This is a genomic window from Halomonas chromatireducens (assembly GCF_001545155.1).
Taxonomy (GTDB): domain Bacteria; phylum Pseudomonadota; class Gammaproteobacteria; order Pseudomonadales; family Halomonadaceae; genus Halomonas; species Halomonas chromatireducens.
In genome coordinates this window covers 2434764-2460553 of the sequence record NZ_CP014226.1, presented here as the reverse complement: position 1 = coordinate 2460553, position 25790 = coordinate 2434764, and the positions used below count along the sequence as shown (strand labels likewise).

Here is a 25790-nt window from a genome sequence, read left to right as displayed (position 1 = left end):
TGAGTAGGGCTCTCCGTGACGACATGGCGCAGTGCGCCAGGCAGTTGTGGTGATGTGGTGATGTGGTGATTTTACAACATGCGAGTTGCTATCCTAGCGCGAACCCTCGTTAGGGCGCGAACGGAGGCTCTGCTGAACTCTTTTTTATAGTAATATTACAGAATAAACTTGCTGAAAGGTGCTTCCATGACGTATTTTTTTAGTAAGTTAACCAGATGGGGGCATGCATGAACTCACATAAGCGGCTGGAAGAAGACAGCCGGGCGGTTATCGACCTGGCGCTCTTCGGTGCCTTGGGCGACCTGTCGCTGCGTAAGCTCTACCCCGCGCTCTACCATCTGGATCGGGAAGGCCTGCTGCACGAGGACACTCGCATTCTCGGGTTGGCACGCCAGCAACTCAAGATCGACGACTTCCGCAAGCGAGTCACCGAGGCCTTGCAGGAGCATGTCAAGAGCAGCGAATTGGATCGCGACGCACTCAAGCGCTTCACGGCGCGACTAGACTATCTACACTTAGATTTCGGGACTGCCGAAGGCTATCAGGCCATCGCCGAGTGGCGAACGGCCGTGCGTCACGAGACCACGATATGTCCACTGGTGGTGTATCTGGCGGTGCCGGCCAGCCTCTATGGAGATATCTGCCAGCATCTTCAGGGCAGTGGTAGCCTCGATGAGCTGTCACGGGTGGTGGTTGAAAAGCCGATTGGCTACGACTACGAGACCTCCTGCGAGATCAACGATGCCATCGGTTCTGTGTTTCCCGAGTCGCGTATCTATCGCATCGATCACTACCTGGGCAAGGAGACGGTTCAGAACCTGATTGCCCTGCGCTTCGCCAATCCCCTGTTCGGCACCCAGTGGAATCAGAATCATGTTTCGCACGTCGAGATAACCGTGGCGGAACAAGTCGGCATCGAAGGCCGCTGGGGCTATTTCGACAAGGCGGGGCAACTGCGCGACATGGTGCAGAACCACCTGTTGCAACTGGTCTGCCTGATTGCCATGGACCCACCGGCCAACCTGGACGCCGATGCTATCCGCGATGAAAAAGTCAAGGTGCTCAAGGCGCTGGAGCCTTTTAGCGAGAATTCCCTGGGGCGCGACGTGGTGCGTGGCCAGTACATCGCGGGTTCCATCGAGGGCCAAAGTTTGCCCGGGTATCTGGAGGAAGAGGGTGCCAACCGCGAGAGCGAGACCGAGACATTCGTGGCAATGAAGACGGGCGTCGCCAACTGGCGCTGGGCCGGCGTGCCCTTCTACCTGCGTACCGGCAAGCGCATGCCGGAGAAGCTGTCCCAGATCGTCATACACTTTCGCCAGCAGCCGCACTATATCTTCGATCCTGACCAGCGCAACCTGGCCGCCAACAAGCTTGTCATCCGGCTGCAGCCCGACGAGGGTATCGCCCTGGAAGTGCTGACCAAAGATAGCGGCCTGGACAAGGGTATGCGGCTGCGTCGGGGGCCGCTGCACCTGGATTTCGGCAGCGCCTTTCCCAAGACGCGCATTCCTGATGCCTATGAGCGACTGCTGCTCGAGGTGATGAAGGGACAACAGTACCTCTTCGTGCGGCGTGATGAAGTCGAGCACGCCTGGCACTGGTGCGATAGCCTGATTGCGGCGTGGAAGGCTCTGGGCGATCCCCCCAGGCGCTACCCTGCAGGCTCCTGGGGGCCGGTGGCTTCCATTGCCATGATCACTCAGGATGGACGCAGCTGGTATGAGGACTACTGACATGCCGATTTCGGATGCCAAACCCCGTGATCAACTCGCCGAGCAGCTTGCCGAAGCAACGGCTGAGGCCTTGAGGCAGGATCTGGCCCAGCAGGAGCGTGTCCTGCTGGTAGTCTCTGGCGGGTCTACGCCGGTGCCTTTCTTCCAGGCCATGGCCTCGCGGGACCTTCCCTGGGCGCGCATTGACGTGACTCTGGCCGATGAACGCTGGGTTCCCGTGGACGCCGAAGCGAGCAATGCTCGTCTGGTAAGGGAATATCTACTGGTAGGGCCAGCCTCCGCGGCCAATTTCATTTCACTGACCACCGATGACGAGACGCCGGAGCAAGGCGTCGAGGCGGTGGCCCGGCGTATCGAAGCGTTGAGCTGGCCGGCGAGCCTGGTAGTGCTAGGCATGGGCGGAGATGGCCATACGGCATCGCTGTTTCCCGATAGCCGTGAGCTGGAGCTGGCACTCTCTACTGCGGAGCCCGTTGTCGCGGTGCGCTCACCGAGCCAGCCCCAGGCGCGCATTACCCTCAGCGCCGATCGGCTGCACCAGGCCCGCCGCCATGTCCTGCACATCACGGGGGGCGACAAGCGCAGCGTTCTGGCCCGTGCGCTGGGCGGCGACGACCTTCGCGAACTTCCCATTCGTGCCTTTCTGTCCTGTCCGCTGGCCGTTTACTGGGCCCCCTGAATGCTTCTGGAGTCTTGCTTATGACCATCGAGAAACAGCTTCCCTCCACCAGAACCACCGAGCTCGACAGCATATGCCTCAAGGCGGAGGTCATTCCGGTGCTCTCTATCGAGAGACTGGAAGATGCTGTTCCCCTCGGGCGTGCCCTGGTGGAGGGCGGCTTGACCGTCTTGGAGGTGACGCTGCGCACCGACTGTGCTCTGGAGGCGATCCGGCGTCTGCGCGAGGCGCTGCCCCAGGCAAGTATCGGTGTTGGTACCGTGCTGACCCCTGCGCAATATCGTCAGGCCGAGCAGGCTGGCGCAGATTTCGTAGTGACCCCGGGGACCACCGAGGCGCTCTACCGCTACGGCGTGACCAGCCCGGTTCCCATGCTGCCCGGCGTTGCCACCGTGTCCGAACTGATGACTGGCTGGCAGTACGGATACCGCCGTTTCAAGTTCTTCCCCGCGGAAGCCAGTGGGGGTGTCAAGGCGCTCAAGTCCTTCGCCGGCCCGATTCCCGAAGCGCGGTTCTGCCCTACGGGAGGGATCGGCGTCAACAACGCCGAGGACTACCTGGCCTTGAAGAACGTGATGTGCGTCGGCGGCTCCTGGCTGACGCCCAAGTCGCTGATCGATGCCGAGGACTGGGATGCCATCCGCTCTCTGGCCCGTGAAGCCGCCGAACGCTTCCACCACTGATCCACCGAAACGGGTTCGTTGTGCTCTCTCAGCAGTGCTCTCTCGACAGCGGTGCTGTCTTTATACCCGGCCCATGAGGGCCGGGTTTTTTTCTCTCAACTTGCCCTGTTCAGAAAGTTTCCCACTCCCTTTCGATAGGTGGGCGACTGGCCACCGCTTTGGGGGGCAGGTGGCTCACGCTGCGTTCATGTACAGGATGGGCTGTCATTTTAGTATTTTGCCGGATATCGCTACCGCTGAAGGCGCCGGCGCTGTGGGCCAGTGCGCTGACTTCTCTCTCGAGGGAAGCCGTTGCAGCCTGATAACTTTGCATGCTGTCGGCGCTGGTCTGGGTTGCCTGGTCTATCTCGCCGATGGCCTGGCTGATCTGCTCACTCGGGTGATGGTTGCGGGAGTGCTTCTGGCAGCGTGCGGTGTCGCCTGGGGCAGCAGCGCGTCCAGCGATGAAAGCGAACCTCATGGCGTGGTCATCGACAAGCGCCAGCAACTCGCCTGGATGCGCTGCAGCCTGGGTCAACAATACCNGCTACACGCCGCTGATCGCCTCGCGCATCCGCTCGGGCCTGCCCATCGTCGGCCTGGCCCACAGCCCGGTGGCCCAGCGGCGCATGGCGCTCTACCGCGGCGTGGTCTCGCTGCCCTTCGACACCAGCGAGATGGCGCCCACCGAACTCAATGAGCGAGCGCTGGCGCTGCTGGTCGAGCAGGGCATTGCGCTGCCCGGGGACCACGTGATCCTGACCCGGGGCGATCACATGAACGCCCATGGTGGCACCAACACGCTGAAGATTCTCGACGTGAACGAACAGCACCAGAGCAGGTGATGGCCCTTAGGCTGATCCTTTGTATACAGAATGATCGTTTTGTGTGGTCAGCCTGAAGGAAACATGCGAAGGTATTCTCATGACGCAGACGGGAGAGAGAGCGCATCATGAGCAGTATCTGGCAGGAGGAGATTGCCGCGGAGACGCGCGCAGGCGGGCGCATCAGCGACCGCTTCATCGTCGACAAGGTGCGCAAGGCGGTGCTGACCCAGCGTCTGCCGCCGGGTACGCGCCTGCCGGAAGTGGCCCTGGGCGACATCTTCGGCGTCAGCCGCTCGGTGGTGCGCAAGGCTCTGACACGGCTGGCCGCCGACTACGTGGTCACCCAGCAGCCCAATCAGGTGGCACGGGTCAGGGCGCCCAGCATCGAGGAGACCCGCGAAACCTTCGCCGCCCGCCGGCTGGTGGAAGGGGAGGTGGCCGCACTGTTGGCGGGTCGGCTCGATGACGAGCAGCTGGCGACCGTTGCTTCCCTGGTCGAGCGCGAGGCCGAAGCCCACGCGTGCGGCGACGAACCGGCTCGAATCGAGCACTCCCTGGCCATTCATCACCTCCTGGCTGAACGCTCCCCCAACCGGGTGCTGGGCGCCATGCTCACCGATCTCATCCTGCGCACTTCCATCGTCATCGCGCTTTACAAGCGTGCCGGCCTGGCCAGCTGCTACCTGGCCGAGGATCACCCGGCACTGCTGACACACTTGCGGACCGGCGACGGCGAGGCGGCCCGGCGCTGCATACACGATCACCTCCAGGCGCTCGAGAACCTGCTCGACCTCAGCACCCGGGAGACACGGATCGACCTCATGGCCATTCTCGGTCAGCGGGAGGGAGTCACCGAATAAGATTCCTCTGGGGTCGGCGTCTGCAGTAACCGGCGCTTGCCGAAGCTTGCGCCGGATCATGCCGACGGCAAGATGACGGCCGGCCGGCTTTACCGGCCATGCCTTCCTGACTGACAATGCCGACACTCCACGGGGCAATCGGTAGCTTGCGATGAACGCACTCCTGCGCTGGGGACTTGCCGCCTGGCTGGTTCTCTCTTTCTCTTCGGCCCAGGCCGGCGTACCCACCGTTGCCGCTGCCTCGGATCTTCAATTTGCCCTTGCCGAAGCTGCCCGGCGCTTCGAGGCCGACACCGGCCAGCGGCTGCGGCTCAACTTCGGCTCTTCGGGTAACTTCCGCCGCCAGATCGCCCAGGGGGCGCCGTTCGAACTCTACCTGTCGGCCGATGAGGCCTACGTGCATGCGCTGCATGCGGAAGGGCATACCGAGGATGCCGGCGTGGTCTACGCCATCGGGCGGCTGGCCTGGCTACAGCGGGCCGGGCGCAATGACCTGCCGAGCAGCGACGAGCCACTGGCCGCGGTACGCGAGGCACTGGCGATGCATGCCCAGGGCGAGGCGCGGCCGCGCATCGCCCTGGCCAACCCCGACCATGCTCCCTACGGTGTAGCGGCCAAGCAGGCGCTGGAGCATGCCGGCCTGTGGTCGGAGAGTGCCTCCCTTAGGATACTCGGCGAGAACGTCTCCCAGGCGGCCCAGTTCGCCCTCTCCGACGACGCCCGTGGTGGCCTGGTGGCCTGGTCCCTGGCGCTGGCTCCCGAGCTCGCCGAGCGCAGCGAGTTCGTTCTGATTCCGGAGGAGTGGCATGAGCCGCTGGTACAGCGCATGGCGCTGGTCAAGGGGGCCGGCGACACCGCCCGTGCCTTCTACCACTGGCTTCAGCAGGATGAAGCGCGTGATATCCTTGCCGACTACGGCTTTCGTCTCCCCGGGGACGATGTCGATACCGAGGCGCCCTGATGGACTGGACGGCCCTCTCGGTCTCCCTGCGACTGGCGGCGATGACCTGTCTGCTGCTGGTCCCGTTGGGGCTCTGGCTGGGACGTGCCCTGGCAAGAGCGCGCTTTCGCGGCAAGTCGCTGTGCGAGGCGCTGGTAGCGCTGCCGCTGGTCATGCCACCCACGGTGCTGGGTTTTTACCTGATGATGAGCTTCGGTCGCGACGCCCCGTTCGGCGCTTTCTGGCATCGGCTGACCGGGGAGGGGCTCAACTTCACCTTTACCGGTATTCTGCTGGCCTCACTGGTGGCCAGCCTGCCCTTTGCCGTGCAGCCGATCCAGCGTGCCTTCGAGGCGATACCCGCCAACCTGAGCGAGGCGGCCTGGTGCAGCGGGCTGTCTCCCTGGCAGACCTTCCTGCGTATCGAGCTCCCGCTGGTGTGGCCCGGCGTGATCTCTGCCCTGGCGCTGACCTTCGCCCATACCCTGGGCGAGTTCGGCGTGATTCTGATGGTGGGCGGCGCTATCGACGGCGAGACCCGCACTCTGTCCATCGCCATCTACGATCGGGTTCAGGCCTTCGACGAGACCGGCGCAGGCATCATGTCGGCCATGCTGCTGCTGGTGTCGTTCCTGACCATCGGTGTGGTCTACGGGCTGGCGGGGCGGCGGAGGTGGCGTCATGCCTGATTGGCCCGGCAGTTCCCCGGCCTCGCCAGGGGGGGGCAGGCTGACGGTATCGCTGCACCAGGCCGGGCCGATTCCCCTGGCCGCCGAATTCGCCTGTGAACCGGGAGAGCTGCTGGCGCTGGTAGGCCCCTCCGGCAGCGGCAAGACGACCCTGCTGCGTGCCATTGCCGGCCTTTACCGGCCGGCAGAAGGGCGCATCGACTGCGGTGGCGAGACCTGGCTGGATACCTCCCCGGGCATTGTCCGCCGGCCCCAGGCGCGTCGGGTGGGTGTCGTCTTTCAGGACTATGCGCTCTTCCCCCACCTGAATGCCCGTGACAACGTCAAGGTGGCGCTGGGCCATCTCGAGCCCGGCCGGCGCAGCGCCTGTGCCGACGAGTGGCTGGGCCGGATGCGCCTGGAGGGGCTGGCCGGGCGCTATCCGTCCCAGCTTTCCGGTGGCCAGCGCCAGCGGGTGGCGTTGGCCCGGGCGTTGGCGCGCGAGCCCCGGGCGCTGTTGCTGGATGAGCCCTTCTCGGCGGTGGACCAGGTGACACGGCGTCGCCTGCAGCGTGAGCTGGCCCTGCTGCGCGAGCAGATCCATATTCCGATCCTGCTGGTGACCCATGACCTGGACGAGGCGGTGGCACTGGCGGACCGGATCTGCGTGCTTCACGGTGGCCGCACGCTACAGACCGATGTTCCCGAGAGACTGTTTCGCCACCCGGCCAGTGCCGAGGTGGCGCGTCTGCTGGATAGGCATAACATCTTCGAAGGCCGAGTCGTGGAAGCCGGTGGCCAGCGGCGGCTGCAGTGGGGGCCATGGCTGCTGCAGGTGGGCAATGGGCTGGAGGATTTCGCTATCAATCAGCGGGTCGCCTGGTACCTGCCAGATTCCGATGTGGTGCTGCACCGTCGCGACCGCCCATCGCGTGGAGACAGGGAGAATCCGGTGACTGGGCATGTTGGTGAAATGGTTGTGCTGGGTGGGGTGACGTCCCTTACGCTGGTATTCGACCACGGCCCCGAGACATTGCGCTTCGATATTGCCACTCATGCGGCCCGGCGCAATGGGCTGGCCCGTGGCGAACGGGTGCGGGTGTCCCTGCTCGCCGGAGGGATTCACCTGCTGCCCCGAAACCCTAATGAGTGAGGAAATGCGATGAGACCACTTCAATGGTCGGCGCTCTCGATTCGCACGAGCCTGCTGTTGCTTCTGCTGGTAGCGGCGGCCATGCTGGCCTGGCGCTGGCCAGCCGTGGCCGAGTCGACGACGCTGGAGCGCCAGCCTGTGCGGATCGTGGCCGACGGCGAGGTCTTTCGGCTCGAGGTGGAGATGGCGCGAACAGCGGACGAGCGCCGCACCGGACTGATGGACCGTGACTCGCTGGCGCCCGACGCGGGCATGCTGTTTCTTTATGACCGGATTCAGCCCCCACAGAGCGGCTTCTGGATGTATCGCACCCGTATACCGCTGGACATCGCCTTCATCGACGCCCGGGGCCGTATTGCAACGATACATACCATGGAACCCTGTTTATCGGATAATCCCCGGGAGTGCCCGGCGACACTGGCCGGTGCCCCCTATCAGGCTGCGCTCGAGGTGAATGCCGGTTATTTCGCCGAGCATGGCATCGAAGCGGGCGCCTGCGTGGTCTGGCCCGGCCTTACGAGTGGCTGCTCAGCGGCCGACTAAGGCGCGAAAGCGAATCACGATCAGCGCCACCCCGGCGATGACCATGGCCCCACCGATGGCGATATGGGCATTGAGCTGCTCCCCCAGCAGCACGATCCCCAGCACCACCGCCCCCGCCGGCACCAGCAGGCTAAGCGGCGCCAGCCGGCTGACCGCGTGGCGGCGTAACAGGCCATACCAGAGACCATAGGCGACGATCGACGACATCACGGCGGTATAGAGCACCGCTCCCCAGCCGAATAGCCCCGCCTGGCTGATGGCCTCCATCTGCCCGCTCTCGAACCACCAGGAACCCAGCCCCACCTGCGGAATGGCGAAAAGCGCGACCCAGCCCGCCAGCGCCATGGGAGCGATGTTGGGACCCTTCTTGATCAACAGCTGCGAGATCGCCCAGCCCAGCGCACTGAGCAGCAGCAGCGCCATGGGCAGCGGCGAGGGCAGGCTGGGGCCGCCGGCGAGTATCATCACGCCGCCGAATGACAGCGCGAGCCCCACTATGCGCTTGGCGCTCAGGCGTTCGCCCAGGAAGATCACGGCCAGCAGGGTGGCGAAGGGCGTTCCCATCTGCACCAGCAGCGCCCCGGTACCCGCTTCGGCCTGGCCCAGCCCGATGAACAGCAGGGCGAAATGGAGCGTGCCGAAGGTCACAGAAAGCAGCAGCAGGAAGGGAAGTTGGTGCCGGGCAACCGGGTGGAAGGGCACCAGCAGGCTGGCAACGAGAATAAAACGCAGGGTGGTCAACAGCAGTGGTGGGAGTTCCGCGACCCCCAGCTTGATGACGATGATGTTCAGGGCCCAGATGGTGACGATCACCAGGCCCAGCAGTAGATCGCGAAGCGGCAAGAGCGGGATTCCTTGAAGAATTCGACCTGGCGAGGTTGGTAGCGACAGGTCCGGTGGTCGCGTTATGCCAATGACGGTCTATCATTCAACGCGGGACTTCGTAGAATATTGAAGCGTAACATGTCCCGGATTGTACCAACCCAGAACGATAATCGCGGCCGGTCTTCTCTGAACCGGCCCTTTGCTGCAAGGACACGTCATGACATCCGCTAGTCGACTCACTCGCTTCGCCGCGGCCCTGGCCGGTGCCGCCGTGCTGGCCACCTCGCTCTCGGCACAGGCCCGCGAACTCTCCGTCTCCACCGTGCTGTCCGATGCCTTCCCCTGGGGGCAGGCTGCCGAAAAATGGGCTGAACTGGTGGAGGAGCGTACCGAGGGTCGCCTGACCCTGCGCGTCTACCCCAACTCCCAGCTGGTGGCCGGTGACCAGACCCGCGAGTTCTCCGCCATGCGCTCGGGGCTGATCGACATGGCCGTGGGTTCGACCATCAACTGGTCGCCACAGGTCCCTGAACTCAATCTCTTCTCCCTGCCTTTCTTCATGCCCGACGAGGCGGCGGTGGATGCCGTGACCGGCGGCAAGGCCGGTGAAATGATCTTCGAGGCCATCGAGTCCCGCGGCGTGGTGCCGCTCGCCTGGGGTGAGAACGGTTTCCGCCAGGTCTCCAACTCCCGCGGTCCGATCAGCGAGCCAGGCGATCTCGACGGCCTGAAGATCCGCGTGGTGGGCTCGCCCCTCTTCCAGGATACCTTCAACGCGCTCGGTGCCGATCCTACCCAGATGAGCTGGACCGACGCTCAGCCGGCGTTGACCACGGGGGCCGTGGATGGTCAGGAGAACCCCCTTTCGGTATTCGACGTGGCTCGGATCGACCAGGTCGGCCAGGAGTACCTGACGCTGTGGAACTACATGAACGACCCGCTGATCTTTGCCGTCAACCAGCGGATCTGGGATTCGCTGGACGAAGAGGACCAGGAAATCCTGCGTGAAACCGCCATCGAGGCCGGTGAGTGGGAGATCGCCATGACCCGTGAGGAGGAGAGCGAGCGTCTTGCCGCCATCCAGGAGCGCGGGGTTGAGGTGACCGAACTGACCGAGGAGCAGCATCGCGCCTTCGTCAATGCCACCGCCAGCGTCCACGACAAGTGGGTACCGCGGATCGGCAAGGAGCTGGTCGAAGCGGCCCGTGCGGCCATCGAGGCGCGCTGATCCCGGCTAGGACCGGCCCCTTCACGGTGCCGGTCCGCTCTTCGCGAGGCTTGCATGAAATTCTCTCCCGATGCCCGGCCGGAACGCTGGCTGGGCTCCCTGGCGCTGGCGGTCATCTCGCTGATCAGCCTGGGTAATGTCATCACGCGCTACGTCACAGGTGGTTCCCTGGCTTTCACCGAGGAGTTCTCGGTGTTTCTGCTGGTGGTGCTGACCTTCGCGGGGGCCTCGGTGGCACTGCGGCGTAACGGCCATATTCGTATCGGTCTGCTGGAGCGTGCCTTGCCGGCAGGTCCGCGCAAGGCGCTGATCCTCTTCCAGTGGCTATGTGGCGCCCTCGTGCTGGGGCTGATCACCTGGTTCGGCGGCAAGCTGACCTGGGAAGAGTATCAGTGGCAGTCGCTGTCGCCAGGTCTCGGCCTGCCGCAGTGGTGGTATCTGGCCTGGCTGCCGCTGCTGTCGGCGGCCATGCTGGTGCGCCTGACGCAGCAGACCCGTGATCGCCTGAGCGGGAGGCTCGCGGATGAGCCCTGACCTGTGGATGATCCTGGCCTTTGCCGGACTGTTGATCGCCGGCGTGCCGGTGGCTTTCTCGCTGGCGCTGGCCGGTGCCGTTGGCATCATGGCCGGGCTTTCCCCCGAGATGCTGGCCACCCTTGGCACCAACACCTACAACAGCATCGCCAAGTATCCGCTGATCGCCATCCCGCTGTTCATCATGACGGGATTGATCTTCGAACGCGCCGGTGTGGCGCTGAGGCTGGTACGCTTCGCCCAGGCGCTGATCGGGCCCCGCCACGGTGGGCTGGCGCTGGTGGCGGTGCTGGTCTGCATGATCATGGGGGGAATGAGCGGCTCTGGTCCGGCGGACGCCGCCGCCGTGGCCATGGTGATGCTCCCCAGCATGACCAAGGCGGGCTATCCCAAGCCCTTTTCGGCAACGCTGATCGCGGCGTCGGCTTCCACGGCCATCCTGATTCCGCCCTCGGTGGCGCTGATTCTCTACTCCATCGTTGTGCCGGGTGTCGACCTGCGTGCACTGTTTGCCGCCGGCCTGTTCCCCGGCATCCTGGCCGGGCTGGCGCTGCTGGTACCGGCGCTGCTGGTATCGAAGCGCTATGGTTGGGAGGGGGGCGCGCCGGTGGAAGGCGCCGAGCCGCCGAAGATCGGGGAGAGCTTCAAGCAGGCACTGCCGGCGCTGTTCGCCCCGGTGCTCATTCTTGGCGGCCTGCGTTCGGGATTGTTCACCCCCACCGAGGCCGCCGTGGTGGCCGTGGCCTACGGCGCCCTGGTTGGGCTGTTCCTCACCCGTGAGCTCCGGCTGCGCGACCTCTGGACGCTGCTCGGCGAGGCAGCGGTGATCTCGGGTGTGGTGATGCTGATCATCGCCCTGGCCGGGATCTTTGCCTGGGCCGGCACCATGCTGGGCACCTTCCGTCATCTGGCGGAGTGGATCATCGGCCTTTCCGACAGCGGCGTACTGCTGCTGATCCTGATCATGCTGGCGGTGCTGGTGGCCGGCATGCTGCTCGATGCCATCTCCATCTATCTCATCATGATGCCGATCCTCATCCCGGTAATGCAGCACTTTGGCTGGAATCCAGTGTGGTTCGGCATCCTGCTGGCGATGAACATCGCCATCGGACAGTTCACACCGCCGGTGGCGGTCAACCTGATGGTGACAACCAATATCGCCAAGATCCGCCTGGAGCAGACGGTGGGCTGGGCGCTGCTGTTCGTGCTGGCCATGGCCAGCGCCCTGGCGCTGGTAGCGATCTTTCCCCAGATCGCCCTCTGGTTGCCCGGTGTGCTGGGCTACAACGTCTAGGAGCCTGTCGGACTTAACGCTGACCTACTGCGAGATCCGGTCTTTCGGCCAATTTCATTCGATCTGATTCGTTAAATAGCGGGCTATTCGCCTCATCAGATCGATAAACTTGTTTCGAAATCCAAATCTCTCGTGACGATCGGTCAAATCCGACAGGCTCCAGGCTGGATTCCGATCGTCATGCATCGCGGAGTAGCTATCTAGGCCTCGTTGAATGAAGCCAGCGTACGCTGATACAGCTCGCTGGTTGCTGTGTCGAACAGCACGAAGCGAACGCGTTCGATCCGGGGGAACTCGGGCAGATGCTGGATCACGGTGGATAGGGCGATGCGAGCGGCTTCGGTGGTCGGATAGCGGAAGGCGCCGGTCGAAATCGATGGAAAGGCGATGGAATCCACCTCCTCCCATTGAGCGAGCCGCAGCGCATTGTAGTAACAGGCGGCAAGCAGCTCATCGGCGGGAGAGTCGACGCCATAGACAGGCCCAAGGCAGTGGATCACATATTGGTTGGGCAGTTCGAAGGCGTCGGTAATCACTGCCTGCCCCGGTGCAATGGGCGCCAGCGGCCGGCACGCCTTGTCCAGCTCTGGGCCGGCGGCACGATGCAGGGCCCCGGCGACACCCCCTCCAGGGCGCAATTCGGCATTGGCGGCGTTCACCACGATGCCAATATCCTCTTGCAGAACGATATTGCCTTGCAGGCATTCCACGCGGGCTGACGAAATCATCATCGCTCTCCTGGCCATAATTCTGTCAGTTTGGAGGCTATGTGCAGGCTGATTCAAGCTTACTGGCTGGAATGGAAGGTCTTGAGGTGATGGCGCTGTGCCTGCAACGACTTGTTGGGCGCTTGGTAGGTGTCCTCATCGGTGCGGGCTTGATAAGAACGGATCGTTGCATTTTATGCCATTTGGCGTGACATTCGTTGCAAATAGAAGCAAAAACTTGCAACTTGCCTGCCTAGACGGTACCAATGTGCTCCCAAAAAAAGCCACGGCTCGCGACCTTGGGTCGGCGATACGGCGTGCTTGCGCCGCAGGGCAGGTTTCGCGGCCATGGCCCACGACAATAGGAGGAGACTATGAACCAGCGAGTCAAGATCAATCTCGGCGACCCGCGTGCAGAAGCGTTCGAGGCCCGTCAGTTCAAGGTTTATACCCATCGACAGCTGGACAAGATCGAGGCGATCCAGAGTCTGCCTGAAAACCTGCGTTTCGACATGCGGGTTGTCAGCCAGGTGCTGCCGTTTCGCGTCAACGAGTACGTCATCGATGAACTGATCGACTGGACCAATGTCCCCGAGGACCCGGTCTTTCAGCTCACCTTCCCCCAGCGTGGGATGCTCAAGCCGGAACACTTCGACGAGGTGGCCGAGCTGGTTCGTCGTGGTGCCGATGCGGCAGAGCTGAAGCCGGTCATCGAGCGAGTGCGTGGCGAACTCAATCCGCACCCGGCGGGGCAGATGGACCTCAACCTGCCGCTGCTCGACGGTGAGCCGCTGCCTGGCATGCAGCACAAGTATCGCGAGACGGTGCTTTTCTTCCCCAGCCAGGGCCAGGTATGTCACAGCTACTGCACCTTCTGCTTCCGCTGGGCGCAGTTCGTCGGCGACAAGGAGCTCAAGTTCGCCTCCAGCGAGGCCGGTTCCCTGCATCGCTACCTGGCCGAGCACACCGAGGTCACCGACCTGCTGATGACCGGCGGCGACCCCATGGTGATGAAGGCCAAGCACCTGCGCCAGTACCTGGAGGGGCTGATGGCGCCGGAGCTGGACCATGTGCAGGACATTCGCATCGGCACCAAGAGCCTGACCTTCTGGCCCTATCGCTTCGTTACCGACCCGGACGCCGAGGATATCCTCGAGCTGTTCCGCGAGTTGACCGCCGCCGGCAAGCATGTCGCCTTCATGGCGCACTTCAACCACTGGAAGGAGATGGATACCCCCATCTGCCGCGAGGCGATCCGGCGTATCCGTGCCACCGGTGCCGAGATTCGCACCCAGGCGCCGCTGCTCAAGCACATCAACGACGATGCCGACCAGTGGGCCAGGATGTGGACCACCCAGGTGCGGCTGGGGATGATTCCCTACTACATGTTCGTCGAGCGCGACACCGGTGCCCGCCACTACTTCGAGGTGCCGCTGGTGCGTGCCTGGGAGATCTATCGCGAGGCGATGAAACAGGTGCCGGGCCTGGCGCGCACTGCCCGCGGGCCGTCGATGTCCGCCGATCCGGGCAAGGTGGAGATCCAGGGGGTCACCGAGATCCACGGCGAGAAGGTCTTCGTGCTGCGTTTCATCCAGGGCCGTGACAGCGACTGGGTGCAGCGGCCGTTCTTCGCCAAGTACGACGAGGAAGCAACCTGGCTCAACCATCTGGAGCCTGCGCTGGGCGAGCGCGAGTTCTTCTACGAGGCCGAGTTTACTGCGATGAAAGACGAGAAGCAGGCGCTGATCATGAAGGCATCTTGATACGCATTGGCTGAGCAGCGCTGCAGGGTGCTCGATAGATTGTGTCTGCATAGAAAATTAACGCACACTAAACGTTTATGAGGGCTAACATTAGGAGTGTGCAAAAAGACCCCATCGAGCTGTTGTTTTTCGCTAAAGTAGAGGGGAGCGGCAGAGACCGCTAGCCAGCCAATCGGCTGCCAGGGACCTTGCTTCAGCAATGTCAGCTTGCCAATAACATCAAGAGGTGTGTTCATGAAACGCCATGCATTTTCTGCGGCTGCCTTCTCCGGGGCTCTACTGGGTGCGGCCCTGTTCTCGTCGCCTGCCGTCGCTCAGGATCGCTTCATCACCATCGGCACCGGTGGACAGACCGGGGTCTACTATGTCGTGGGTCAGTCCGTCTGCCGCATGGTCAACCGTGGCAGTGACGAGCACAACATCCGCTGCAATGCCCCGTCTACCGGTGGTTCCGTGGCCAACGTCAACGGCATGAAGTCCGGCGATCTCGATATGGGTGTCGTGCAGTCCGACGTTCAGTATCGCGCCTATCATGGCGAGGCCAATTTCGAATCCGACGGCGCCTGGGACGACATGCGTGCCGTGTTCACCATGCACGGCGAGCCGCTGACCGTGGTCGCACGGGCCGATTCCGGCATCGAGCATTTCAGCGACTTTCCGGGCAAGCGCGTCAATATCGGCAACCCCGGTTCTGGCCAGCGTAATACCATGAACGTGGTGATGGATGTCATGGGCTGGGATACCGATACCTTCTCGCTGGCCTCACAGCTGGATGCTGCCGAGCAGGCTGCGGCGCTCTCCGATAACAATATCGACGCCATGGTCTATGTAGTGGGCCACCCCAATGGCTCCATTCAGGAAGCCACCACCACGATCGATGCGCGCATCATCCCGGTAACCGGTGACGAGATTGATAGCCTCATCGATGACTATCCCTACTACACCCGCTCCGTGATTCCGGGTGGCCTCTATCGGGGCAATGACGAGGATGTCGAGACCTTCGGTGTGGCAGCCACTTTCGTCAGCTCCACAGCCGTAGACGAAGACGTGATCTATGAGACGGTCAAGGCGGTTTTCGAGAACTTCGACCGCTTCAAGCGCCTGCATCCTGCCTTCGAGAACCTCAATGAGGAGGACATGATCTCCGATGGCCTGACTGCACCGCTGCATGACGGTGCGGCTCGCTACTACCGCGAGCGTGGCTGGATTGAGTAAACGACTGACAGAGGGCCTGGCCCTCCGGTGAATGATGCGCGGACACCCGAGGGGGTCCGCGCATCTGTTTCAAGAACGGCTTGATAGAGTTACAGCACCGTGATGACGGTTCAGAAGCAGCGAGCTGCACGTCAATCGACAGTGGATAGGGCAACATATGACTGACGAAAACAATACCTCCCGAGCGCCTGACGCTGACCTTGAGGATATGGTTGCCTCGAGTGATTCAGGCGCGCGCAAGCCGTTAGGGGTGCCGGGAAAGCTGCTGGTCAGCATTGCGGCCGCCTGGTCGCTGTTTCAGCTTTGGATCGCCTCGCCGTTGCCTTACATGTTCCGCTTCGGCGTCTTCAATGCCACTGAGGCGCGCTCCATTCATCTCTCTTTTGCCATCTTCCTGGCATTCATGGCATACCCGGCATTGAAGCGTTCGCCACGGGATCGTATTCCGATTCAGGATTGGCTGTTCGCTCTGGTGGGTGCATTCTGTGCCGGCTACATCTTCCTCTTCTATGCCGAGCTCTCTGATCGTCCCGGGGCGCCGATTACTCAAGATGTCATTGTTGGCGTGGTGGGGATCCTGATGCTGCTGGAGGCGACACGCCGAGCGCTGGGGCCTCCGCTGATGATCGTGGCCTCGGTCTTTATCCTCTATTCGCTGTTTGGCCCCTATATGCCGGGCATCCTGGCCCACCGTGGCGTTACCTTCCAGAGCCTGGTCAACCACCAGTGGCTGACCACCCAGGGGGTCTTCGGTATCGCTCTTGGGGTATCGACGAGCTTCGTGTTTCTTTTTGTGCTGTTCGGTGCGCTGCTCGACAAGGCCGGTGCCGGCAACTACTTCATCAAGGTGGCATTCTCGCTGCTGGGTCACTACAAGGGCGGCCCGGCCAAGGCGGCGGTAGTGGCATCGGGCATGACCGGGCTGATCTCCGGCTCATCGATTGCTAATGTCGTCACCACCGGCACCTTCACTATTCCGATGATGAAGCGGGTCGGGTTTTCTCCCGAGAAGGCGGGTGCCGTTGAGGTCTCCTCCTCCGTGAATGGCCAGATCATGCCGCCGGTGATGGGGGCTGCGGCTTTCCTGATGGTGGAGTACGTCGGGATTTCCTATGTCGAGGTCATCAAGCATGCCTTCCTGCCGGCCCTGATCTCCTATATCGCGCTGGTCTATATCGTCCATCTCGAGGCGCTCAAGGCCAATATGCAGGGCCTGCCCACCAGTAATCCGGCGCGACCCTTCCTCAACAAGGTGCTCGGCTTTCTGACCGGCCTGCTCCTGCTGATGGCACTCTCCTTTGCGGTCTATTACGGGTTGGGCTGGCTAAAACCGGTACTCGGTGATGCAACGCCCTGGGTGATAGCCGTTGGCCTGACAGTCGTCTATGTCGTTCTGCTGAAGCTAGGTGCCCGGTATCCCGAGCTGGAGCTCGACGATCCCAGCTCCAAGGTGCTTATTCTTCCCCAGACTCGGCCCACGGTGATGGTCGGGCTGCACTATATCCTGCCGGTGATCGTGCTGGTCTGGTGTCTGATGGTCGAGCGCCTGTCGCCTGGGCTGTCGGCTTTCTGGGCCACGGTGTTCATGATATTCATCATCGTTACCCAGCGTCCGATCATTGCGGTATTCCGCCAGCGCAGCAAGCTTGCCGCGGATATCAAGGAAGGCTTCATGGACCTGTGGGACGGCCTGGTGACCGGTGCCCGCAATATGATTGGTATCGGTATCGCCACCGCGGCAGCGGGGATCATCGTGGGGGCCGTCTCCCAGACCGGCGTCGGTCTGGTGCTGGCCGATGTGGTGGAGATTCTCTCCATGGGCAACCTGATGCTGATCCTGTTGCTGACCGCGGTGCTCAGCCTGATTCTTGGCATGGGGCTGCCCACCACGGCCAACTACATCGTGGTGTCGGCGCTGTTGGCGCCGGTGATCGTGACCCTTGGGCAGCAGAGTGGCCTGATCGTGCCGCTGATCGCCGTGCATCTGTTTGTCTTTTACTTCGGGATCATGGCCGATGTGACGCCACCGGTAGGCTTGGCGTCCTTTGCGGCAGCGGCGGTCTCTGGTGGTGATCCCCTGCGTACCGGTTTTCAGGCCTTCTACTATAGCCTGCGCACCGCGGCCCTGCCGTTCCTGTTCATCTTCAATACCGACCTGCTGCTGATCGATGTCGGCTGGCTACAGGGGATCGTGATCTTTATCATCGCCACCATTGCGATGCTGATCTTTGCCGCCGGGACCCAGGGTTTCATGATCGCCCGTAACCGCTGGTACGAGAGCATCCTGTTGTTGCTGGTGGCATTCACCCTGTTCCGCCCAGGGTTCTGGATGGACAGGATCCACGACCCCTACCAGTCCGTGCCGCCGGCACAGTTTGTCGAGGCATTGGGTGAGGTCGACGACGGCAGCAACCTGCGTGTGCAAATCGCCGGTGAAGATGCCTTCGGCGATCCCTTGACCACCTATATTCTGGTGCCGGTGCCGCGCGGTGAAACGGCCGAGGAGCGCATGCAAGAACTTGGCATGGAGCTCTGGGTAGATGGTGATCAGGCCATGGTGGACTTCGTCGAGTTCGGCAGCCTGGCCGCCGACCTGGGCTTCGACTTCGATCAGGAGATCATCGAGGTATCGGCCCCGGTAGATCGTTGGGCGAAAGAGTGGATGTGGATACCGGGCTTCCTGGTATTTGGCCTGGTGGTGCTGCTGCAGCGGCGTCGGCGTAACCAACAGCCGGCTTCGACAGCCACCGCCTGAAGGAGATGATCATGTACAGCAAGATATTGTTGTCGGTGGACCTCAACGAGGAGAGTTCCTGGGTCAAAGCCTTGCCAACGGCGGTCACACTATGTCGGACTTTCGGGGCATCGCTGCATGTAGTGACGGTGCTGCCTGACTACCGCATGCCTCTGGTTGGCTCCTATTTCCCCAAGGACTTCGCCAAGAAAGCGCATGAGGCCATTTCGGATGCGCAGCATACGTTCATCCAGGAGCACGTGCCGGAAGATATCAAGGTGCAGTCGGTGATCATCGATGGTTCTCCCTGGGAGGCCATCGTCAAGACTGCAAAGAAACTCGAGGTGGACCTGATCGTCATGGCGTCCCACAACAAACGCAAGTTTGCCGACTATGTACTCGGTCCCAATGCCGAGCATGTGGTGCATCACTCGAAGGTATCGGTGATGATCGTGCGTTGAGCATCGAGGAATCGGTAAGCAGCAAAAGGGAACGCTCCGGCCGCGAAACATCGGCCGGGGCGTTCTGGATTCTGGAGGCTGGACTCGTTTGTCTCTGGCGGTCAGCCGGCCTGTATAGATGCTTCGTGGGTGGCGGAATTTCCGGTATCGTCCTGCCATTCGAAGAGCGCTTCACCGCTCTCATCGGGGCTGAGATAGAACAGCAGGTAGGGACTGGCGGAAATCGACTGGTGCAGTTCGGCCTCGAAGGCGGTCTCACCATTCAGGCTCACGGTGAAACGTTCGATGATATGCCGTGGCACGACCTCGCCGTCGGCGCCCTCACGCAAGCCGGTCTCCATGGGGTGGTTGATCAGCGTACGCACCGCCTCGGGCTGGCCCGCGGTGAAACTGGAGGGAACGCTCACCCGAGGGTTGGACAGCGGCTCGGGTTGGTCGCCGCCATTGCGCATCAGACAGCCGCTGACGGTGATGCGGACCTCCCGCGCCGTCGCGAAGCGCTCGCCCTGATGGCTGGTGGCGATGGCGATCACCTGCTGGGTTTCGTTGAGTCTGACTCGGGTGGATATCTCGGGTTTGCCGCTCAGGGGCGTGAGATGGAAGGTGGCGATCTCGGGCGAGGGATTGGCCGTCGCGAAGAGGTCGATGCGTGATATGTAGTCATCGTCAGCGAGCTCACCGTCGAAACCGACCGTGAGCGCAACCGAGGCGCCATCTTCCGAGACATGGGGCAGGTCGAGTACCAGCCCCTGGGTGTTTGGCTCGGCATCACCCAGTACGCTGCGAGCGGCGTCCAGGCGCTGCCAAGGGCCCTCTGCCAGGGCGGGCGTGGCCAGGCCGATAGCGGCAATGGCTGCGACCATACCGCGCAACAGTCTACGGCGAGCAGCGTCATGATGAGTGGGGCGGGCAGGGCGCATGACTTTCTCCGATAAGCGATCAATTCTTGGACAGTGCCAGAGGACCGACGATCCCCAGTCGCGCACCGGCAACAATACCTGCCAGGGCGGCAAAGGCGGTCAAAGCCAGCGTCGACAGCCCGGACAGGCCCTGGCCGATGGAGCAGCCCAGTGCCATGACACCACCGATGCCCATCAAGGCGCCGCCCGTCATGCTGCGCAGCATGTGTCCGGGCCCGTCGAAAGCACGCAGCGTAAAGTCGCGCCGCAGCAGTGCCATGGCCAGGGCGCCGACAATCACGCCACCCACAACGCTGACGCCGAAACCGAGCCGGGTGCCAGTGGACAGCATCAGGTACTGCAGCGATTCACCGATGGGGGCGATGAAGGTCAGGCTCGCCAGACGTACGGGTTCGAAGTCGTCATGACCGAGAACGCCGGTTGCGTACCAGCCCGCCGGGACCAGCAGGCCGATGATGAGGCCGCCCAGCCAGTCCCGGGGCGAGGCGCGAAACGTTGCACTGGAGAGCACCCAGGCCAGCAGGATGCCGCCAAGCACCAGTGCCGTGAGCCAGGCCGGGACACCGATGGCTTCTGGCAGGTCACGGGCGGGGAGGGCCAGTGTAGTCATGCTTTCCAGCCAGATCCGCAGCGGTGCCAGGACGCCGGAGAGCGCCATGTAGGCGGCCAGGCCCAGGCATGTCAGGACGACGAAGCTGCGCAGGTTGCCGCTGCCCAGCAGTACCAGTGCCCGGGCCCCGCAGCCGTTGGCCAGGGTCATGCCATAGCCGAACAGGACGCCGCCCAGGGGAATGGCCAGCCAGGAGGGGGCCGGGCTGGCATAGTGGGACGCTCCCAGTGATACCAGGCCGGCAGCAACCAACGCCTGGCTGCCCAGCAGCGCCACCGCCATGGCCAGGACGTAACTGCGCAGCTTGCGAGTGTCGCCGAGAGTCCAGCTATTGGCCAAGCCACGCATCAGGCAGAATCCGGTGGCCTGGCCAGCCGCACCAAAACACAGGCCGATCAGCACAGCTGACCAGACGACCAGTTCGGTATGGCTCATGCAAAGAGTATCCTTGTCCCAATGACGAACAGGTGTCCGGTCACGCTCAGGTAGCCCTGCCTCCGAGGGGAGTGCCCCAGGTGTCCTGGCAGATGGCGTTGTACCATCCCACGGCATACTCTGCTTCCAGGGCGCGGGTGGCGTCGGAAGCATCGGCCGGGCTCAGGCCACCGGCACCCTCCACTTCAGCGATCACCCCATCCTGTACCCGGTAGACACCGGCCACCGAGATGCCGTACTCCGGCCCCACCAGGCTGTAGCAGGTATTGGTCCAGTAGGCCTCAGGTGCCGGGCGCGACTCCAGGGACGCGGCAATGGCAGCTGCCACGACCTTGGCCTGGCCGTTGGCACAGAAACCCGACTTGGGCATCGGCGCCGCCACCGTGGCATCGCCAACCACATAAATGTCAGCGACCTGGCGCGACTCGAAGGTCTCGGCCTTTACCGGCACCCAGCCGGAGTCGTCGGTGACTCCGGCACGCTCGGCGATCCAGCCGGCTTTCTGCGGCGGGATCACATTGAGTACATCGGCGCGATGCACGGTGCCGAACTCGGTCTCGACCTCGAGCCTGTCGGCATCGACCCGGGTTACCCGGCCGTCATTCGATAGCCCCACCCACTCGATGCGGTCGCCGTAGAGTCGCTCCCAGCCGGCGGTGAACAGCCCCTGCTTGGAGAAGTTATCCTTGGCGTCGAGGATCAGTACCTTTGACTTCGGCTTGTACTGTGCCAGATAGTTGGCCACCAGACTGGCACGTTCATAGGGGCCGGGCGGGCAGCGGAAGGGGTTGGCCGGCGCCACCATGACAAAGGTGCCGCCATCGTCCATGGCCTCGAGCTGACTGCGCAGCAGCTCGGTCTGGGTGCCGGCTTTCCAGGCGTGGGGGGCTTTCTCGGCGGCCTCCTCGTCGTAGCCTTCCAGGGCATTCCAGCGCATGTCGATGCCGGGGGAGAGGACGAGGCGATCGTAGTCGAGCTTGCGTCCGGTCGAAAGGGTGACCTGGTGGGCGTCGGCGTCCACGTCCTCGGCCGTGGCATGGATCACGCGCACACCGTAACGGTCTTCCAGCTCCGCGTAGCCATGGGCGATGGCGTCCATCTGCCGCAGCCCGCCCAGATGCAGGTTGCTGAACGGGCAGGTATAGAAGGTTTCGTTCGGTTCTATCAGGATCACTTCGATGGCCGGGTTGGCCCGCTTGAGATACTTGGCGGCCGTGGCGCCGCCGAAGCCCCCGCCGACTACCAGGACGCGCCCGGCGTTCTGCCCGCCGATGGCGAAGGGAGCGCTGCCCATCAGTGGCAGCAGGGATGCGGCACCGATACCCTTGATCAGCTGACGGCGGGTCAGGCCGCTACGGTTGTGGCGATGATTCATGTCGCGCCCCCTCATTCTTCCAGCTCGTTATCGGTTTCCAAATCGATGGCGGCAAAGTGTCGAGCGAGAGCCTCAAGCTCGGCATCCGTGAAACCCTTGGCGATCCGGTCCATTACCGTGACCTCATCGACTTGCTCGTGCTTGAAGTCGAGCAGCCGTGAGGTCAGGACCTCGGCGGGACGTCCGGCAATCGATGGTACGCTGCTCGCCAGTCGGCCATCGGTGCCATGGCAGCTGGCGCAACCGCCGGCCATCACCTCGAGCTGGGCGTCGGAGAATGTCTCTTCGGCCTGGGCGGTCAGGGGGAGGCCTACCAACAGCAGGCTCACCAGTGGCAAGGACGCAATAGAGAAAACCCGTTTCATCGTCAGGCTCCTGATCGGAGTTCTTGTCGGAAGTCGTGCCAAACGAGCATATTACTGTGGGCCGGACGCCATCAGAAGGAACGCTTTGGCATTCCGTTATGCCCCCATGAACGACAGGGCTAGGATCTTATGCCTTTTTGTGATTGCTGTAAAAGTCGGGAGCTTTATTCGACAAAATGGGGCTTTACGTTGATTGTCGCGAGGCGCACTCTTGTGCCAGGTCAACTACATTAATGCTGTAGCAAGACAACAAGACGCCTCCCGGTCACCCAACCGGAACGGCGCGCTCTTTCGTCACATGACTTGGCGACCAGACGGGGTATGACTATGAATGCAACAACAAGATCCACGGGGCAGGCATCGGTGCCCACGGTGAAGATCACCATCAACCCGATTGGCATGGACAGGCCCAGGGCCTGGCTGGCCGCCGGCTTTGAGGATTTTCGCCAGGCCACGGCGGTAAGTCTTGCCTATGGCATGTTCTGGGTCGGGCTGAGTATCGCCGTGACCCTGGGTGCCGTGATGCTCGATCTGTGGCACTGGTTGCTGCCTATGGCCGCCGGCTTCATGTTCCTCGGACCGCTGGTGGCGGTGGGATCCTATGGTATCAGCCGGGCAATCGAGGCCAATCGCACTCCCCATCTGGGTGACGCCTTCAGCGCCTGGCGGCCCCACGCCGGCCAACTGGCGATGATGGGTGTGATGATGATGATCTTCTTTCTCGCCTGGATTCGTCTGGCCACCTTGCTCTTCGCGCTGTTCTATGGCTTCGAGGCGCCCGGACCCGCGGCGCTCTATGCATCGCTGCTGACCACACCGCAAGGGCTGGGCTTGATCCTGGTTGGTACGGGCGTGGGCGCCGTGCTGGCTTTCGGTGCCTTTAGCATCAGCGTGGTCGCTATCCCCACGTTGATGGATCAGGAATTGACCTTCATGGAAGGCATCGAGGCGAGTGTGCGCTCAGTGGCAAGAAACTTTCGCCCTATGCTGCTGTGGGCCGCGATACTGACCGGCTGCGTGCTGGTCGGGGTGCTGACCTTCTATATCGGCTTGGCCCTGATCCTGCCGGTTCTGGGGCACGCCAGCTGGCATGCCTATGAGGACCTGGTACGTTGTGAACCCGTGGAGAAGGTTGCCAGCTGATCAGCACTTGGGCAGGAGGGTGTTACCCTCCTGCCTTGTTCGCTACAGTCGCCGTTCCCCGGCTTATCCTTTCTCACCTGACCTTTCAGTGCATTTCGCGTAATCTTGTTTGTCAAACCGGCCAATTCGGACTGCCGAGATGTTGCTGACGACGCTCCAGTCAGGAGACTGCCATATGGATTGGCTTCAGGTTGCGATACTTGCCCTCGTTCAGGGATTGACCGAGTTCCTGCCGATCTCCAGCTCCGCCCACCTGGTGCTGGTACCCGTGCTGACCCAGTGGGAGGATCAGGGGCTGGCCTTCGATGTGGCCCTGCACATCGGTAGCCTGGCGGCGGTGGTGGGCTATTTCCGCCATGATCTGTTACGTATGGGCCAGAGCCTGATGAGCTACGCTCGCGGCCGTGGCATGGATGCGGATGGGCGCCTGGCAGGCTGGGTGATGCTGGCTACCTTCCCCGTCGGGCTTGCCGCCCTGATTTTCAAGACCCCCATCGAAACCGTGATGCGTTCCCCGCTGGTGATCGGCATGAGCCTGATCGGCTTCGGTCTCCTGTTGGGTTATGCTGACTGGAAGCGCCGTGCGGGGCGAAGTGAGTACCAACTCACACTGAAGGATGCACTCCTGATAGGCGGGGCCCAGGCGCTGGCGCTGATTCCCGGCACCTCGCGCTCGGGTATCACCATTACCGCAGCCCTGCTGCTGGGAATGAGCCGGGAGGGTGCGGCACGTTTCTCCTTTCTGATGTCGATTCCGGTTATCGTGCTGGCCGGTGGTCTCGAGATATTCGGACTGATCCAGGATCCCGAACCCATTGCGGTTTCTGCTTTGCTGGTGGGAGCGGTAATATCCGGTATCAGCGCCTATGTCTGTATTCATTACTTTCTGGCGTTCATCAAACGGATCGGTATGCAGCCCTTTGTGGTCTATCGCGTCATTCTGGGCCTCTGGCTGCTATGGATCTTCTGGTAGCCGCAAGGCGAAACACAGCTGTTCTCGAGGAGAGCTTCATCATCATGAGCCGACTTTCCCCCCTTCTTGCCTCTGCGGTGCTGCTGCTGTTGATGGGCTGCTCGGAAGGTGACCGCCCCCTGGAGTCGCCGGTGCAGCTCGAAGGTGCCATTTTCGGCTCCTTCTATCAGGTTACGATCGCCGACGCCCTGACTCAAGGAGAGGCTCAGCGGCTCGAGGAGGGATTGGTCGAGGTGCTCGAGGATGTGGATGCCGCCATGTCGATCTACCGAGACGATTCGGAGCTGATGGCCTTCAACCAGTCGCCGGTGGGGGAATGGCAACCGCTCTCCGATGAACTGATCGAGGTGCTTGCAATAAGCCAATCGGTGGCCGAAGCCAGCGGCGGTGCCTTCGATGTAACGATCGGCGGGCTGGTCAACCTTTGGAGCTTCGGCTCCGAGGCGCGCCCCCGGCAGGTACCGGATGAAGCAACGCTGAACGAACGCCTGGCCGAGGTCGGGCCTGACAGCATCGAGATTGACGAGAACGGCCTGCAGGCACGGCGACTGCGAGATGTATTGGTGGATCTCGGTGGGGTGGCCAAGGGGCATGGCACCGATCGGGTGGGGGCCTATCTGGATGGCCAGGGCATCGAACATTATCTGGTCAACCTTGGCGGCGACCTGATCGTGCGTGGCTACCGCGATATCGAGAGCCAGCCCTGGCGTATCGGTATCGAGGCGCCGCTGGATGATCGCCAGGAGGCGCAGCATATCCTGCCGCTGGAGACGATCTCGGTGGCCACCTCGGGTGACTATCGCAACTACTTCGAGGAGGAGGGACGGCGCTACTCGCATACTCTCGATCCGCGATCCGGACGGCCCATCGATCATCGCTTGGCATCGGTCACCGTTGCGCATCCTTCCAACGCCTGGGCGGATGCCTGGGCAACCGCGCTGATGGTACTGGGCGACGAAGAGGGCCTGGCGCTGGCTCGGAACCAGGATCTCAAGGTATTGATGCTGATCCGTGAGGAGAACGGATGGGCCAGCGTGGCCACGCCTGCCTTTGCTGACCACTTTGGCCAGTCGAAGATGGATGAATTGGAAATCGAGGTTCGCTGAAAGGCAAACCGGGCGGCACCGAAAGCTGTCGGCG

General features: G+C 62.6%; 25 protein-coding genes and 1 pseudogene. 19 read left to right on the top strand and 7 right to left on the bottom strand.

Translation table 11 applies throughout. The features are described from left to right. The first annotated feature begins 227 nt into the window (after window positions 1-227). Genes zwf through LOKO_RS11430 form a run of 3 tightly spaced genes read left to right on the top strand, consistent with a single transcriptional unit; the run spans window position 228 to window position 3098 of the window. The gene (gene zwf / locus LOKO_RS11440; protein WP_066449207.1) at window positions 228-1736 is read left to right on the top strand and encodes a glucose-6-phosphate dehydrogenase; all 1509 of its coding nucleotides are present in this window, start codon (window positions 228-230) and stop codon (window positions 1734-1736) included. A gap of 1 nt (window position 1737) precedes the next feature. After that, window positions 1738-2415 carry a 6-phosphogluconolactonase gene (pgl, locus tag LOKO_RS11435; protein ID WP_066449203.1) on the top strand — a complete coding sequence of 226 codons (678 nt, stop codon included), beginning with the start codon at window positions 1738-1740 and terminating at the stop codon, window positions 2413-2415. Window positions 2416-2435: 20 nt separating this feature from the next. Beyond that, window positions 2436-3098 carry a bifunctional 4-hydroxy-2-oxoglutarate aldolase/2-dehydro-3-deoxy-phosphogluconate aldolase gene (locus tag LOKO_RS11430; protein ID WP_066449200.1) on the top strand — a complete coding sequence of 221 codons (663 nt, stop codon included), beginning with the start codon at window positions 2436-2438 and terminating at the stop codon, window positions 3096-3098. A 109-nt stretch (window positions 3099-3207) separates the two neighbouring features. Here LOKO_RS11430 and LOKO_RS11425 read toward each other — a convergent pair whose 3' ends face one another. Next, a complete protein-coding gene (locus tag LOKO_RS11425) occupies window positions 3208-3558 on the bottom strand; it encodes a hypothetical protein (protein ID WP_066449197.1) in 351 nt (116 codons plus the stop codon). A 61-nt stretch (window positions 3559-3619) separates the two neighbouring features. On the opposite strand from LOKO_RS11425, the pseudogene LOKO_RS11420 reads away from it, so the two are divergent. From LOKO_RS11420 to LOKO_RS11395, 6 genes and pseudogenes are all read left to right on the top strand, one after another. Continuing rightward, window positions 3620-3922: pseudogene (locus LOKO_RS11420) on the top strand (pyruvate kinase alpha/beta domain-containing protein); the annotation flags it as partial. Between the two features lie 107 nt (window positions 3923-4029). Continuing rightward, complete coding sequence (locus tag LOKO_RS11415) at window positions 4030-4764, top strand: GntR family transcriptional regulator (protein WP_066449184.1); 735 nt, start codon at window positions 4030-4032, stop codon at window positions 4762-4764. Window positions 4765-4915: 151 nt separating this feature from the next. Continuing rightward, complete coding sequence (gene modA, locus LOKO_RS11410) at window positions 4916-5725, top strand: molybdate ABC transporter substrate-binding protein (RefSeq protein WP_066449182.1); 810 nt, start codon at window positions 4916-4918, stop codon at window positions 5723-5725. Then, on the top strand, window positions 5725-6393 hold the full coding sequence (gene modB, locus LOKO_RS11405; RefSeq protein WP_066449178.1) for a molybdate ABC transporter permease subunit: 669 nt from the start codon (window positions 5725-5727) through the stop codon (window positions 6391-6393). Before modA ends, modB begins: the two co-directional genes overlap by 1 nt. Then, window positions 6386-7525, top strand: a complete 1140-nt coding sequence (locus LOKO_RS11400) for an ABC transporter ATP-binding protein (protein ID WP_066449174.1) — start codon at window positions 6386-6388, stop codon at window positions 7523-7525. Before modB ends, LOKO_RS11400 begins: the two co-directional genes overlap by 8 nt. Window positions 7526-7534: 9 nt before the next feature. Then, a complete protein-coding gene (locus LOKO_RS11395) occupies window positions 7535-8068 on the top strand; it encodes a DUF192 domain-containing protein (RefSeq protein WP_066449172.1) in 534 nt (177 codons plus the stop codon). Here LOKO_RS11395 and LOKO_RS11390 read toward each other — a convergent pair. After that, window positions 8054-8911, bottom strand: coding sequence for a DMT family transporter (locus LOKO_RS11390; RefSeq protein WP_066449169.1), 858 nt, complete (start codon window positions 8909-8911; stop codon window positions 8054-8056). The genes LOKO_RS11395 and LOKO_RS11390 overlap by 15 nt on opposite strands. Window positions 8912-9110: 199 nt before the next feature. Here LOKO_RS11390 and LOKO_RS11385 point away from each other — a divergent pair, with 199 nt between their 5' ends. From LOKO_RS11385 to LOKO_RS11375, 3 genes are read left to right on the top strand one after another with little or no spacing between them, the layout of a single operon-like run. Next, window positions 9111-10121, top strand: coding sequence for a DctP family TRAP transporter solute-binding subunit (locus tag LOKO_RS11385; RefSeq protein WP_066449167.1), 1011 nt, complete (start codon window positions 9111-9113; stop codon window positions 10119-10121). Between the two features lie 54 nt (window positions 10122-10175). Next, window positions 10176-10655 (top strand): TRAP transporter small permease, encoded by a 480-nt coding sequence (locus LOKO_RS11380; protein ID WP_066449165.1) that lies wholly within the window; start codon window positions 10176-10178, stop codon window positions 10653-10655. Further along, window positions 10645-11949: a TRAP transporter large permease gene (locus tag LOKO_RS11375; RefSeq protein WP_066449164.1), complete on the top strand. Its 1305-nt coding sequence runs from the start codon at window positions 10645-10647 to the stop codon at window positions 11947-11949. The genes LOKO_RS11380 and LOKO_RS11375 overlap by 11 nt, the downstream gene beginning before the upstream one ends. 200 nt (window positions 11950-12149) lie before the next feature. Here LOKO_RS11375 and LOKO_RS11370 read toward each other — a convergent pair whose 3' ends face one another. After that, window positions 12150-12680, bottom strand: coding sequence for a macro domain-containing protein (locus tag LOKO_RS11370; RefSeq protein WP_066449153.1), 531 nt, complete (start codon window positions 12678-12680; stop codon window positions 12150-12152). Between the two features lie 350 nt (window positions 12681-13030). Between LOKO_RS11370 and LOKO_RS11365 the strand changes: the two genes are divergently transcribed. The 4 genes from LOKO_RS11365 to LOKO_RS11350 all read left to right on the top strand — a co-directional run bounded on the left by LOKO_RS11365 (window position 13031) and on the right by LOKO_RS11350 (window position 18829). Beyond that, the gene (locus LOKO_RS11365) at window positions 13031-14419 is read left to right on the top strand and encodes a KamA family radical SAM protein (RefSeq protein WP_066449150.1); all 1389 of its coding nucleotides are present in this window, start codon (window positions 13031-13033) and stop codon (window positions 14417-14419) included. Between the two features lie 234 nt (window positions 14420-14653). Then, entirely contained in the window at window positions 14654-15634 is a 981-nt protein-coding gene (locus LOKO_RS11360; RefSeq protein WP_066449147.1) for a TAXI family TRAP transporter solute-binding subunit, read from the top strand. A 157-nt stretch (window positions 15635-15791) separates the two neighbouring features. Then, complete coding sequence (locus LOKO_RS11355; RefSeq protein WP_066449144.1) at window positions 15792-18389, top strand: TRAP transporter permease; 2598 nt, start codon at window positions 15792-15794, stop codon at window positions 18387-18389. Window positions 18390-18400: 11 nt separating this feature from the next. Further along, window positions 18401-18829 carry a universal stress protein gene (locus LOKO_RS11350; protein WP_066449142.1) on the top strand — a complete coding sequence of 143 codons (429 nt, stop codon included), beginning with the start codon at window positions 18401-18403 and terminating at the stop codon, window positions 18827-18829. A 101-nt stretch (window positions 18830-18930) separates the two neighbouring features. Here the strand turns inward: LOKO_RS11350 and soxZ are convergent, their stop codons facing one another. The 4 genes from soxZ to LOKO_RS11330 are packed head-to-tail and all read right to left on the bottom strand — an operon-like array spanning window position 18931 to window position 22534. Beyond that, window positions 18931-19749, bottom strand: coding sequence for a thiosulfate oxidation carrier complex protein SoxZ (soxZ, locus tag LOKO_RS11345; RefSeq protein ID WP_066449140.1), 819 nt, complete (start codon window positions 19747-19749; stop codon window positions 18931-18933). A gap of 19 nt (window positions 19750-19768) precedes the next feature. After that, window positions 19769-20794, bottom strand: coding sequence for a YeeE/YedE family protein (locus LOKO_RS11340; protein WP_066449136.1), 1026 nt, complete (start codon window positions 20792-20794; stop codon window positions 19769-19771). 46 nt (window positions 20795-20840) lie between these two features. Then, complete coding sequence (locus tag LOKO_RS11335; RefSeq protein WP_066449133.1) at window positions 20841-22169, bottom strand: NAD(P)/FAD-dependent oxidoreductase; 1329 nt, start codon at window positions 22167-22169, stop codon at window positions 20841-20843. A gap of 11 nt (window positions 22170-22180) precedes the next feature. Beyond that, entirely contained in the window at window positions 22181-22534 is a 354-nt protein-coding gene (locus LOKO_RS11330) for a c-type cytochrome (protein ID WP_066449130.1), read from the bottom strand. 327 nt (window positions 22535-22861) lie between these two features. Between LOKO_RS11330 and LOKO_RS11325 the strand changes: the two genes are divergently transcribed. The 3 genes from LOKO_RS11325 to LOKO_RS11315 all read left to right on the top strand — a co-directional run bounded on the left by LOKO_RS11325 (window position 22862) and on the right by LOKO_RS11315 (window position 25756). Then, window positions 22862-23677: a DUF2189 domain-containing protein gene (locus tag LOKO_RS11325; RefSeq protein WP_066449125.1), complete on the top strand. Its 816-nt coding sequence runs from the start codon at window positions 22862-22864 to the stop codon at window positions 23675-23677. A 175-nt stretch (window positions 23678-23852) separates the two neighbouring features. After that, the gene (locus tag LOKO_RS11320) at window positions 23853-24650 is read left to right on the top strand and encodes an undecaprenyl-diphosphate phosphatase (protein WP_066449123.1); all 798 of its coding nucleotides are present in this window, start codon (window positions 23853-23855) and stop codon (window positions 24648-24650) included. A 44-nt stretch (window positions 24651-24694) separates the two neighbouring features. Continuing rightward, complete coding sequence (locus tag LOKO_RS11315; RefSeq protein ID WP_066449116.1) at window positions 24695-25756, top strand: FAD:protein FMN transferase; 1062 nt, start codon at window positions 24695-24697, stop codon at window positions 25754-25756. Window positions 25757-25790: the final 34 nt, after the last annotated feature.